Origin of the sequence: Paenisporosarcina sp. TG-14, assembly GCF_000297555.1 — a bacterium.
Classification (GTDB): Bacteria; Bacillota; Bacilli; order Bacillales_A; family Planococcaceae; genus Paenisporosarcina; species Paenisporosarcina antarctica.
Genome location: NZ_AMGD01000088.1, coordinates 1 through 12,012, shown reverse-complemented (window position 1 = coordinate 12,012; position 12,012 = coordinate 1). Strand labels below are relative to the sequence as shown.

Annotated in this window: 12 protein-coding genes and 2 tRNA genes; 2 read left to right on the top strand and 12 right to left on the bottom strand. The window is 38.7% G+C overall.

Features of this window, described 5'->3' with window-relative positions:
• Both C406_RS0117945 and C406_RS0117940 read left to right on the top strand, forming a co-directional pair.
• Nucleotides 1–74: transfer RNA gene (locus tag C406_RS0117945), tRNA-Met, on the top strand.
• A 117-nt stretch (nt 75–191) separates the two neighbouring features.
• Nucleotides 192–263 (top strand) — tRNA-Glu (locus tag C406_RS0117940).
• A gap of 78 nt (nt 264–341) precedes the next feature.
• On the opposite strand, the gene C406_RS0117935 is transcribed toward C406_RS0117940, so the two are convergent.
• The 12 genes from C406_RS0117935 to pth all read right to left on the bottom strand — a co-directional run bounded on the left by C406_RS0117935 (nt 342) and on the right by pth (nt 11,673).
• Entirely contained in the window at nt 342–800 is a 459-nt protein-coding gene (locus C406_RS0117935) for a DinB family protein (RefSeq protein ID WP_017382039.1), read from the bottom strand.
• Nucleotides 801–932: 132 nt separating this feature from the next.
• On the bottom strand, nt 933–1,355 hold the full coding sequence (locus C406_RS0117930) for a S1 domain-containing RNA-binding protein (protein WP_017382038.1): 423 nt from the start codon (nt 1,353–1,355) through the stop codon (nt 933–935).
• Between the two features lie 126 nt (nt 1,356–1,481).
• The gene (locus C406_RS0117925) at nt 1,482–1,889 is read right to left on the bottom strand and encodes an FtsB family cell division protein (RefSeq protein ID WP_237740599.1); all 408 of its coding nucleotides are present in this window, start codon (nt 1,887–1,889) and stop codon (nt 1,482–1,484) included.
• Between the two features lie 66 nt (nt 1,890–1,955).
• A complete protein-coding gene (gene yabQ / locus C406_RS0117920; RefSeq protein WP_026045747.1) occupies nt 1,956–2,417 on the bottom strand; it encodes a spore cortex biosynthesis protein YabQ in 462 nt (153 codons plus the stop codon).
• Nucleotides 2,414–2,713: a sporulation protein YabP gene (yabP, locus tag C406_RS0117915; RefSeq protein ID WP_017382035.1), complete on the bottom strand. Its 300-nt coding sequence runs from the start codon at nt 2,711–2,713 to the stop codon at nt 2,414–2,416. Before yabP ends, yabQ begins: the two co-directional genes overlap by 4 nt.
• An 83-nt stretch (nt 2,714–2,796) precedes the next feature.
• A complete protein-coding gene (locus C406_RS0117910; RefSeq protein WP_017382034.1) occupies nt 2,797–3,087 on the bottom strand; it encodes an RNA-binding S4 domain-containing protein in 291 nt (96 codons plus the stop codon).
• 1 nt (nt 3,088) lies between these two features.
• Nucleotides 3,089–4,558, bottom strand: a complete 1,470-nt coding sequence (mazG, locus tag C406_RS0117905; RefSeq protein WP_017382033.1) for a nucleoside triphosphate pyrophosphohydrolase — start codon at nt 4,556–4,558, stop codon at nt 3,089–3,091.
• Nucleotides 4,558–6,180 carry a putative polysaccharide biosynthesis protein gene (locus C406_RS0117900; RefSeq protein ID WP_017382032.1) on the bottom strand — a complete coding sequence of 541 codons (1,623 nt, stop codon included), beginning with the start codon at nt 6,178–6,180 and terminating at the stop codon, nt 4,558–4,560. Before C406_RS0117900 ends, mazG begins: the two co-directional genes overlap by 1 nt.
• Before the next feature lie 314 nt (nt 6,181–6,494).
• Complete coding sequence (gene spoVT, locus C406_RS0117895) at nt 6,495–7,031, bottom strand: stage V sporulation protein T (RefSeq protein WP_017382031.1); 537 nt, start codon at nt 7,029–7,031, stop codon at nt 6,495–6,497.
• A gap of 88 nt (nt 7,032–7,119) precedes the next feature.
• Entirely contained in the window at nt 7,120–10,662 is a 3,543-nt protein-coding gene (mfd, locus tag C406_RS0117890) for a transcription-repair coupling factor (RefSeq protein ID WP_017382030.1), read from the bottom strand.
• A gap of 165 nt (nt 10,663–10,827) precedes the next feature.
• Nucleotides 10,828–11,055, bottom strand: coding sequence for an anti-sigma-F factor Fin (locus C406_RS0117885; protein ID WP_017382029.1), 228 nt, complete (start codon nt 11,053–11,055; stop codon nt 10,828–10,830).
• 54 nt (nt 11,056–11,109) lie between these two features.
• Nucleotides 11,110–11,673: an aminoacyl-tRNA hydrolase gene (gene pth, locus C406_RS0117880; protein ID WP_017382028.1), complete on the bottom strand. Its 564-nt coding sequence runs from the start codon at nt 11,671–11,673 to the stop codon at nt 11,110–11,112.
• Between the last annotated feature and the right edge of the window lie 339 nt (nt 11,674–12,012).

The window sequence follows — 12,012 nt, the reverse complement described above, 5'->3', positions numbered from 1 at the left end:
GGCGGCCTAGCTCAGCTGGCTAGAGCGTACGGTTCATACCCGTGAGGTCGGGGGTTCGATCCCCTCGGCCGCCATATTTTATTATTGCATCCTGCAGCGTCGGATGCATGACGGGCCCAGCGATACTCGAGCTCGACATCAACTAGAATTATAGATTCGAAAAGTTGTTTTTACATGTTTCATACCATTACGGCCCCTTGGTCAAGCGGTTAAGACACCGCCCTTTCACGGCGGTAACACGGGTTCGATTCCCGTAGGGGTCATCCAAAAAAACCACAAGAGAAGATATCTCTTGTGGGTTTTTTTATTTCGTAATTATATCCATTATTTTCAAAAACTATCTATCTACTTCTAACACGCTCAATTTGTCGTTTATGATGTTCATCGTGTTCAGAAAAATCAGTAAAATAACTCATAATCGACAAAGAATGATTACCAATGTTAAATTCTTTGTGCCATTCACTGTCATTTATTTCTTCAAGTTTTTTCGTAATGCGTTGACGTTGTTCTTTTGCATAAGCAATGGTTTCTTCAAATGTTTGTTGTGAAGCAAGTGCTGCAGCTTTTGCATTGAACTCTTCGAAGGCAGGAAATTTTTCAAGTTTAGCACCTTCTTTCATCAAGGGCAGTCGATCTTCAAAGGTAAAGCGATCCCATTGCGCTAAATGCATGATAATTACATTTGGTGACCACTTTCCAGGAGCATAAGGGCTCATTGCTTCATCGTTTGATAACTCTTTCAATGAATTCAACCACACCTGATATTTTTTGTGGATCTCTATAATTTGTTGTTTGTTCATAGCCAACGCTCCTTTCTGTTATGTTTATGTACTTACTCCACCAATTCTTTTTTAAAAATACAAAAAAACATCTCCGCAACAAGCGGAGATGCTATACAAAACACTTTTTCTACGATTAAAACAGCCAGCAAATTATCCTCGTTTTGCGCCACGACCGCCACGTTTAGTTTCAGTTGCGCGTTTCAAAGTGGTTAAACGTTCTTCACTATCTTTTAAGAAACGTGCCATTTTTTGTTCGAAATTCTCTTTGAATGGACGGTCTCGATCGTTTGGACGACTATTTGGACGTGGTCGTTGAGGACGTTCTGGTCGCTCAGCTTGTGGCTTGGCTTTACGAATAGATAAGCCGATTTTACCGTCAGCCTCGACATTCATCACTTTTACTTCAACCATGTCCCCGACTTTCAAATGCTCGTTGATATCTTTCACATAATTATCAGCAACTTCACTGATATGAACAAGACCTGTTGAGCCACCTGGTAGTTCGACGAATGCTCCGAAATTTGTGATTCCTGTTACTTTACCTTGTACCTTGCTGCCTACTTCAATTGACATAAAAAAAATGCTCCTCCTTAAAAATTAAGCCGGCTCCTTTAGAAACCTTGTAATCGTAATAACGGACTCAGAAAATCAAGTCTCCCCTTTTAATTATATCCAAAAAAAAAAAGAGTGTCAATAAGACTACTCTTTTGAATCGTTATTTTTATCATCTTTTTCAGGAATCGCAAAAATAATTTCACCCTCATTAGAAAGGAAATATTCTTTTCTTGCGAGTTTCACAATATAATCATCATCATTTAACTTTAGAATTTGAGTTTTCAACATATCTTGTTCGTATTTAACTTGTTCCAATGCTTGAAGAGCTTCTTCTTTTTTCTCTTCTTTTGCAGCCAACGCTTGTGATTGGGTAAACATTGTAAAGCTTAACCAACCCATTACGAAAACTACAATGACAGAAAAAGCAGCTAATCGTCTAAATAAACGCATTTTATGTGCTTTTTGGCGCTTTTCTTGACGTTCAACCGAGTGGACATAGTCTTTATTAATGGATGAGATTTTGCGATTTTCTTCATTTTCATTATTATTCACACCCAAGTCATTCACTCCCAGAAATAATTTGGCAACCATTTAGTAGTTGCAATTATAACTGATTTATCATTTTTTTTGAAGGGACCTTCGGGGTATTTTTTTAATTATTTTTAAAAAAGGCCAAATAATAACCATTAAAATTTTTACAAGTATGCGAACTATATGACGAATGATTGTTACAACTAAGTGGAGTATCCACCAAATTGGCTGAACGACTAATCTTAAAAACACGCGTCTACCTATAAGCATCGGCTGTCTAAACCATAATTCATACGTGATGATGCCGACAATTTGAGCAAGCGGGTCGTATATTCGCCATGACCCATCTCTTAAATAAAATAATAAGTAGAAACTCGCGATTCCAAGCCCCAACCATAACAAGATTTCAAATAACCCTTGGTAACGTCTAAGTAAAGCGCCTGGACGGAGAGCTTGACAACTGTCTCGAAAACTTTCAACTAAAAAACCTGCGGCCACGCCACTTGCAATCATGGCCAACAGACTTAGAAATTGATAAGAAATTGTCATCCAAACAATTTATGCAAGAAATTACGGTTAGGTTCACGTTCTTCTTCATCATATTGGAACGTGCGCACATTTCCTTCAAGTGTCAGCAACCCTTTATCTACATCTAAATGAACAATGCGTAACTCGTCACCTTTAATACTTAAATGCCCTTGAGATGTTAGAACGGCAAACTCTTCTTGGTCGAAACGTTCAATAGATTTGACAGATGTTAAGTCCATACGCTTGCGATTTCGTAAACTAATGACATGATCTCCTGATGGAATTGCCATGGATGCATGTTCGGCTTGATATTGCATAAAATTCCTCCTTTACTTGTCCAGTCCATTAACTATATGCAAGCAAACAAAAAAGCATGACCACTTTTGGCCACGCTTAACATTTAATCTTCATCATCAATAAATTCAGGATCGACTTTTTCAAGCCTTTCTTCTTTTAATATGGTATACATCATTATTGACTCTTCTTTTTTCACGGTCTCTTTGAGCATCTCAATACGGGTAGTTACGACTTTTTGGCCGAAGCGAATGCCCAATTCATCTCCCACTTTAATCACTGAACTTGCTTTACTCACTTTTCCGTTGACCGTGATACGTCCTTGATGTGCTACTTCTTTTGCAAGTGTACGTCGTTTAATCAAGCGTGAGACTTTTAAAAATTTATCTAATCTCATATCATACATCCCCTTTTATTTGTTTGGCCTGTTGCCAAAATTTCTCGAGTTCACTCAATGTATAGGCACTAAATTCACCTTTACCTTGAGCTACACTGTCTTCAACGTAATGAAAACGAGTTTTAAATTTTCGATTCGCATGCATCATGGCTTCTTCAGGAGAAAGACCGTAAAAACGAGCCACATTGACAATTGTAAATAACACATCTCCTAATTCGTCGAGTTGTGAAGTTGCTGTACCATCCGTAATTTCATGTTTAAATTCTTGCCATTCTTCGTCAAACTTTAACCAAGCACCTTCTGCATTTGGCCAATCAAAGCCCACTTTAGCAGCAGATTTTTGAAAATTATATGAGGTCAAAAGTGACGATTCTGACCGTTCTTGTCCTTCTAGAATTCGTTTCTTATGATTGCCTTTTTCAACAGATTTTAATTGTTGCCAATTACGTAATACATCCTCTGTACCTTCAACTTCCACATCACTAAAGACATGCGGATGTCTATGAATCATTTTAGAAGAAACACTTTCGAGCACATCTTCTAAACTAAAGTATCCATTATCTTCCCCAATTTGTGCATGTAAAAACACTTGAAGCAAAACGTCCCCTAGTTCTTCAATCATTCCATCATCATCTTGTTCATTTACAGCTTGTAAAAATTCATGCACTTCTTCTATTAAATATTTTTTTAATGTCTCATGTGTTTGTTCACGATCCCATGGACAACCATCAGGCGCACGGAGCTTCGTAATAATTTCTCTGAAAGTTGACCATTCTTTAATACGCTCTTCACGGCTACTAACCGGAGGAACATAGATTGTCGTTAAATTATTTAATTCTGTTGCACGATCGAGTTCGTATAAAGGTACAACTCTCAGCACTTCTTCGCTAGTACCAGCAGCTGTAACAATTGTAACTAGATAGTCTTCTGGATACTTTTCCATTAACGTTAACTTCACATCAGAAGCACTGTAAGCATCATATACTTGAGCAATTAATACATGTTGTGACATGTGCACATCATCGCGCTTAAACATCGTCCCATCCAGTAATTGAAAGCCTTCAATCGGATCAATACGCAATGCATTAAAAATCGGATCTAAAAAACTTTGCCCTCCAACAATTTCAAGTTGAATGCGTCCCTCTTTTTCAGCATCTACTAACCACTGAACGGTTTGCTCAGCAACTAACGGGTGACCTGGAACCGCATAAAACAAAGGACCTGATTGTGCTAATGTAATTAATGTTTCAACAATCTCTTGATAAACAGCTTCGAATCCATCATGTTTTTCATAAATCTCATCAAAACTTTTATATGTAATGCCTTCATTCCCCAATTCTTGTAACACCGGATGTTCAGCAGTTCGCACATAAAGTCGTTGGGCTTTTACCAACGTTTTATAAACACCAAGTGGTAACTGGTCTAAATCTCCTGCTCCTAAGCCGAGCACTGTAATTGTATTCACATGCATCACCTCTTTCTGTTTTTATCATATAGCCACAATTGAACCATAGCCATTCTTCTTCCAAGCGGCAATAAAAACCATTCTTTTTCGGCAATAATACGGCTCTTTACTATGTAAAGTAAAAAGACGACCGCTCCTAAACCCACACTTGTGAGTGCAGTAAACATCGCACCTATACGACTCGAAAACCCATCAAATAACCAACTATCAGCTACAAATATCCATGTCATTACCGTGACTATCATACATAGACAAGCTACTGCTAGATGTCCATAAAATCTAGCTGGTGCAAAACGAATCTTCCAAATTGAATATAAATACAGATATAAACTTATCGCAATAAAAATAAACCCAATATTACTAGCAATAGCTGCTCCCATTATTCCATACTTAGGTAATAACCATGCATTGCAAAGCAATTTTATGATGAGTCCAATAATCAGTAAGATTGCAGGGAAAATTACTTTTCCTAATCCTTGGAGCATAGATGTCATCGTTAATATCAACGACAGCCAAAAGATTTGGATACAAAACACTGATATCGTTGTCGATAAATCTCTCGTTTCAAACAACATCTCGTTAACTGGCGATAACACTAATATAAGACCGAGCGTTGCAGCTGTCCCAAATAAAAGTGCGATTTTAAACGTTAGTTGTGCAAATGGAATAGCAGTTCTACCAGTCTTCTTTTGAGTAGTATGGGCAATTAATGGCACAATAGAAAGTGACAAAGTAGAAGCGATTAATATTCCCATTTGAACAAGAGGTAACCCTCGGTCATACATGCCTTTTGTTTCCATCGCTGTTAATCGATCCATTCCAGATTCTAGTAAGCTACTAAAAACCGTAAAAGAGTCTACCAGTTGAAAAAATAACAAAATGAGTGAACTCATGCTGACACTTAAGCTAATGACAGTCAAATTCTTTACAATTGGACCAATTTTTATAGTATTAGGGACCCTTTTCAAGAATTCATGAGATGATTTATTTTGCACAAATAGCAAAAGAAGTACAATACCCGCAATTTCACCTACAATGGCACCTAATAGAGCTGTGCTCCCGGCCGTATATAAAGATGACCCCGTCTTTACAACGATGTATGTACCAATCAAAATAACCGTCACTCGTACCGCTTGCTCTACAACTTGTCCATAGGCCACAGGTTCCATTCGACCTTGAGATTGAAACGAGCCTTTCAGCACAGCAAGAACAGGCATTAATAACACGACAAACGAACCTGTGCGTAGCAGTTGTGCCAGATTCTCATCACTCATCCATCTGGCTAATACATCCGCACCTAAAAATAACACTGTAAAACTGATGATAGATATAACACTTAAATAAATAAATGCGATTCGTAAGATAGTCGCTCTATAGTTATGGTTTTCCCGTTGGTCATGTGCATCTGCCAAAAGTTTTGAAATGGCGACAGCAAAACCATAAGATGTCCAAACCGTAAGCACCCCGATAAATGGATACACTTGTTGGTATATGTAAAATCCTTGGTCCCCTACAATGTTTTGAAAAGGAATTCGGTAAACTGCACTTAGAGCTTTGACGATTAAGGCGGCAATTGTTAACAACACCGCGCCTTTCATAAATTTTTGCATCGTCCATTCGTTGTTCATACTTTTTCCTCATTCCACTAAAGCCATGGCTAGAGTGGGCTTCTGTACTATTAATGGCTTAATTATAACACGAAAAAAACGTCTTCTTGAGTGTTTAAGAAGACGTTTTTCATTTGGCGCTTTCCACTTTTCAGTGTTGGCCAGTTGCGAAGCCCAGACCGCACCTAAGCTTGGGCCCACAGGAAGTGGGTCATGAAGGCGTCGCGACAGGACGTCGCGTTCTTAGCCTTCGAACCTTAAAACTCATTCGAAAACAAGTTTTCGAGTCGTTTCTTCCAGCGCCGCTGTCGGTCTAGAGTGGGCTTCTCCACTTTTCAGTGTTCCATTTGTTTGGCTAGGAAGTGAGCAGCTGTTTCTACTGCTTTTAGTTCTGCTTCTCCGATGAAATGGACTTTTGATAACAAATAGACTGCACCTATTGGATTACCCGCGGCAATAATCGGTGCTACGCAATAGGATTTTACCTGTTCAACTTGCCCGGGTATCCATTCTATCGTTTTTTCCATTTTTTCCGAAACAATTGTACGCAATTGTAGAATGTCTTCTGCTTGAGAAGATAAACGACGATTCAAATAATCTTTTTTTGACACACCTGCCACCGCGATCATCTCATCTCGATCGCTAATAAAAGCGGGTGTTCCTAAGGTTGCATACAACGTTTCTGCATACTCTTGGGCAAAATCACCAAGTTCACTAATTGGGGAGTACTTTTTCAAAATAACTTCTCCATCACGGTCCGTAAAAATTTCGAGTGGATCTCCTTCACGAATTCGAAGGGTTCTTCTAATTTCTTTTGGAATGACAATACGGCCGAGATCATCAATTCGTCTGACGATACCTGTTGCTTTCATCTTTGTTGCCTCACTTTCGACAGAATTCAAATTTCAAAATTTCTCACATAGTATGCATCATAGTTGGACAATTTATGCAAGGTCGGTATTACTCACCAAGTGAGGAAGCTACTTCTTTTCGTGCTTCAGGAAAAACTTTCATCATGGCTTCTAAAACATCAAACGGATGATGCTTTCCTGTTTTCTTTTCATCTATTGTTACAAGCAATTGTTGTTGATTGTTCATTTTAAATCCAACCGCACGTCCATAAGCCAATGAGGACTCTACTAACACAGCACCATTCGTTGTTTGAGTACCATTTTTGGAAAGTTTTATTGTCAAATGATGATCCTGTTCTTTAATTGATTCAACGCTCGCTTGTTTTGCCCATACTTTTATTCGAGCGATTCGCATTAAGCGTTCTGCTTCAATAGGCATATTTCCAAAACGGTCAATTAATTCATCAACTAAATCTTCATAATCTTTCTCATTCTCCACTGCTTTAATGCGTTTATACATTTGAATTTTTTGAAATCCGTCCGGAATATAGACATCTGGTAAATAAGCGTCAAACGGTAAAGAAATCTCGACATCTGGGATTTCATCTTTTTTCACGCCGCTTTGTTTCTCTTCAATTGCTTCTTGTAACATTTGAGCATATAAATCAAAACCGACTGAATCGATAAAGCCGTGTTGTTGTGAACCAAGTAAATTCCCTGCACCTCGAATGGATAAATCGCGCATGGCAATTTTAAAGCCTGAACCAAGTTCTGTAAATTCTTTTATAGCTTGCAAACGCTTTTCTGCGACATCAGTTAAAACCTTATCGCGTTGATACATAAAGTACGCATATGCCACGCGATTTGACCGGCCGACTCGACCTCTTAATTGATACAATTGTGAAAGTCCCATACGATCCGCATTTTCCACGATTAGCGTATTAACATTAGGTATATCAATACCCGTTTCGATTATGGTTGTCGTTACGAGGACATCATAGTCCCCTTCTAAAAACGCAAGGATGACCGATTCTAACTCTCTTTCTGTCATTTGACCATGCGCAAAACCAACGCGAGCTTCAGGAACAAGCATTTGAATTTCATCGACTTTACGTGCCATATCTTCCACGCGGTTGTATAAATAAAATGATTGTCCGCCACGTGCCATCTCACGTTCAATGGACTCTCGAACAAGGGCTCCGTTTTGTTCCATCACATATGTTTGAACTGGAAAACGATTAGCTGGAGGTGTTTCAATTATAGATAAATCACGAACTCCAATCATCGACATATGAAGTGTTCTTGGAATTGGCGTAGCTGTTAACGTTAAGACATCTACATTGGTTTTAAATCGTTTAATCTTTTCTTTGTGCGTCACGCCAAATCGCTGTTCTTCATCAACGATAAGCAATCCTAAATCGTGATATACAATATCTTTTGATAATAAACGATGTGTGCCAATGACCACATCAATCGTGCCTGATTTTAATCCTTTAATCGTCTCAGTTTGCTGTTTTTTCGAACGAAAACGACTTAGCAACCCAACTTCTACTGGGAAATCTGCAAATCGTTCTTTCATTGTTTCGTAATGTTGCTGCGCTAAGATGGTCGTAGGCACAAGAAAGGCTATTTGTTTACTGTCTAGTACCGCTTTAAATGCTGCACGAATCGCCACTTCTGTCTTCCCGTATCCAACATCCCCACAAACCAAGCGATCCATTGGTCGTTCTTTTTCCATATCCCGTTTAACTTCTTCAATTGAACGCAATTGATCTTCTGTTTCTTCATATGCAAATGCCGCTTCAAATGCTTGTTGCATATCCTGATCCGGCTCAAAGGCATGCCCTTTTTCAGACTCGCGTTGTGCATAAAGTTTAATTAAATCGTCTGCAATATCTTGTACTGCAGCTGTAACTTTTGTTTTCGTTTTCTTCCACTCGGCGCCGCCTAGTTTGTGTAGTTTAGGTTCTCTTTCTTCGGAAGCGACGTATTTTTGTATTTGGTCAATTTGATCAACCGGTACAAATAACTTATCATCAGCACGGTAGCGAATGTGTAAGTAATCTTTATGTATCCCGCTGATTTCAAGCGTTTCAATGCCGATGTATTTACCGATTCCATGGTGTATATGGACAATATGATCACCAGGTTTAATTTCCGAATAACTTTTAATGCGTTCGGCATTCGTCATTTTTTGTGGACGCGTTTTCTTTTTCGGACGTTGTTTAAAAAGTTCGTTATCCGTCAGAACAGCTAAACGTTGGAGCGGCAATTCAAAACCACTCGATATTTCACCTTCTACTATATAAATACCGGGTTGTTCAGGTATGCTTTGATCAACTAACACATGACTGGTCATATCGTAATCTTCAAGAACGTCTTTGACTTTTTTCTGACGCTCTTTTCCTTCAGCCAAGATAAATACAAAGAACTTTCCAGCTACAAAACGTTCCATCTCATTTTTCAAGAGATTCATTTGACCGTGGAAATGTTGCATCGGTTTACATGAAAAAGCAATAGTCTTTTTCAGAGGAATTCCTGAGAATGTGCGTGCAAATAGAGAGAAATACACTTTACGTTGTTTCAACATCCCAAGAATCTCTTTAAAACTAAACGAAAGCTTGACATCATGGACAGTTTTACCTTCTTCAAGTAATGAAATATACCAATCTTTCTCTTCACGTTCTAGGGAATTCGTTGTTTCTTGAATTCGTCCAAGCTCATCAAATAACACCAAACCATCTTCCGCAAAATAATCTCCTAAGAAAGTAGGTTGGTCTTCTAGAATGGATACATATTTCGTCATTTGATCAGGTACATCACCTTGTCTTAACAACTCAATATCGTGATTAATATGTTGAAGAAGCAGTTCTTTTGTTTCTGCCTTTTTCATTTTTTTCAAACTAGAAGCCAATGATTCTTCTAATTTTTCTGCTAGATTGGTAAGTTGGGAACGCGTCCATACAAATTCTGTTGCAGGTAGAATGCATACCTTTTTGAGCTTTTTAATCGAGCGTTGATCTTCAGCAGAAAATGTGCGAATCGAATCGACTTCTGTATCGAAAAATTCAATTCGAATCGGATGTTGCAGGTAGATGGGATAAATATCTAAAATCCCTCCACGTAGCGCAAATTCTCCAGGTGCTGTAACCATTGGTTGTCTGGAGTAACCCATTGCTACCAAATGGTCGAGCCAGTCGTCCAAAATAACTTCTTGCCCTATTGCCGTTTCAAGTCTGCTAGCTCTCCATTGCTTCAAGTTAGGCATCTGGCGACGAAGTCCTGCGATTGGTGTAATTACTACTCCACGCTTCTGAGAGTGCATAAATTCGAGCGTCTCAATACGTTCTGCACGAAGTTCTGGACTTGATACAGATAAATCCGCTGCAATCAGCTCATCTGCCGGATATAAACGGACTTGATCTTCACCAAGTAGTTTCGCCATATCTTCGAATAATCTCTGGGCATGTAAAAGGTTTGGTGAAACTACTAAAATTGGTTTATCCATCTCTTTTGCAATAGATTGGATGAAAAGTGGACGAGATCCACCAACGAGGCCAGTCACTAGTTGTTGATCAATTCCTTTTTGAATATCTGTAAGTAGTGTATTTATATGATGATCTTTCATTAATAATCGATGTAATGATTCCATATGAACCTCCTTAAGAAAAGCATAAAAGCCTACTCTAGCTCGACACGGAAGAAACGGAGCACAAAGCTGTCCTTTAGAGCTAGACATGACTAATAGTAGAGCTATACTTTCATATACTTAAACAGAAAAAGGCTTTGCGCGCGAAACCCGCGCCAAAGCTAATTCTTATTGTATCCACTTTTGCATAGCATAGTAGTCTGGGTTCTCGCGTAGAGACCTTTCACAATGCTCACAAATACTATTTACCGTTACAGTTCCCTCTTCATCTTGCGTAAAAAACTCTTCTGAGAATTCTTCTTTCAATTGCTTTACTCGACCATGTTGCAGAATGGATTGACCTGCTAATTTCCCCATTTCCGCCTTGCAGTGCCGACACTTTACTTGAATTGCCATAATCGGACCGGCCTCCTTTTTTTTAGTATAGACCGGTCGAACTTAATTTATTCCTTACCCACCATTAAATCGGTTCATAACTTCAAGAAAGGGTGACGATAACCAATCCTCACATGCATCCGCACTTTTATTCAATGCCTCATTCATCAAAGGTTTTTCATCAGTTTTAAACCGAGATAACACATAATCAGGTACTTTCATTCCTGCTGGTGGACGATCGACACCTAAGCGAATACGATTGAAGTTTTGTGTTCCAAGATGTTGAATGATTGACTTGATTCCATTATGACCGCCAGCACTGCCCTTTTGACGAAGTCTTAACCTTCCAACCGTTAAATCCAAATCATCATAAATAACCACGATATCTTCCTCTGCGACATCGTAATAATCCATGAGCGGTACGATGCATTCACCAGACAAATTCATATAAGTGAGCGGTTTTACGAGTAATACTTTGCCTTGAGGTCGATGAATAATTGTGTACATGCCTTTAAATTTCATTTGAGTTAAGGGTGAATTAAATCTTTTAGCCAACTCATCTACCACGTCAAATCCAATATTATGCCTTGTATGCTCATACGGTTTCCCAGGATTGCCGAGTCCGATAATCATTTTCATAAAACATACGTCCTTTATTTTCTTAATGGTTCTTATTTTACCACAAAGTATAAATTTACAATAAGAAAAGCTAGCAAAGTACGCCCTGTCATTTAAGAAGGGTCACCATCGAAACCCGTTAATTTCCGCTACGGTGGACACTTTTCGCGGGCTTGGCTTCAGTCTCCACCTGCGCTTCAATCAACTAGTGTGAATTTATCCATCAATACAACGAATTCTATTTTTAGTGACAATTATTTGAAATCTTGAGCGATGCAAAGCTAGCAGGAATACTTCTTCTACACTATTTCTAAAAAGAGAAATACTTGCTCAAAAAACCAGAATTTCAGTGTTCATCAT

What these genes read in the sequence shown, in the direction of transcription:
- C406_RS0117935 (WP_017382039.1), bottom strand. Translation starts at nt 800, where the DNA reads ATGAACAAACAACAAATTATAGAGATCCACAAAAAATATCAGGTGTGG.
- C406_RS0117930 (WP_017382038.1), bottom strand. Translation starts at nt 1,355, where the DNA reads ATGTCAATTGAAGTAGGCAGCAAGGTACAAGGTAAAGTAACAGGAATC.
- yabQ (WP_026045747.1), bottom strand. Translation starts at nt 2,417, where the DNA reads ATGACAATTTCTTATCAATTTCTAAGTCTGTTGGCCATGATTGCAAGT.
- yabP (WP_017382035.1), bottom strand. Translation starts at nt 2,713, where the DNA reads ATGCAATATCAAGCCGAACATGCATCCATGGCAATTCCATCAGGAGAT.
- C406_RS0117910 (WP_017382034.1), bottom strand. Translation starts at nt 3,087, where the DNA reads ATGAGATTAGATAAATTTTTAAAAGTCTCACGCTTGATTAAACGACGT.
- mazG (WP_017382033.1), bottom strand. Translation starts at nt 4,558, where the DNA reads ATGCATGTGAATACAATTACAGTGCTCGGCTTAGGAGCAGGAGATTTA.
- C406_RS0117900 (WP_017382032.1), bottom strand. Translation starts at nt 6,180, where the DNA reads ATGAACAACGAATGGACGATGCAAAAATTTATGAAAGGCGCGGTGTTG.
- spoVT (WP_017382031.1), bottom strand. Translation starts at nt 7,031, where the DNA reads ATGAAAGCAACAGGTATCGTCAGACGAATTGATGATCTCGGCCGTATT.
- mfd (WP_017382030.1), bottom strand. Translation starts at nt 10,662, where the DNA reads ATGGAATCATTACATCGATTATTAATGAAAGATCATCATATAAATACA.
- C406_RS0117885 (WP_017382029.1), bottom strand. Translation starts at nt 11,055, where the DNA reads ATGGCAATTCAAGTAAAGTGTCGGCACTGCAAGGCGGAAATGGGGAAA.
- pth (WP_017382028.1), bottom strand. Translation starts at nt 11,673, where the DNA reads ATGAAAATGATTATCGGACTCGGCAATCCTGGGAAACCGTATGAGCAT.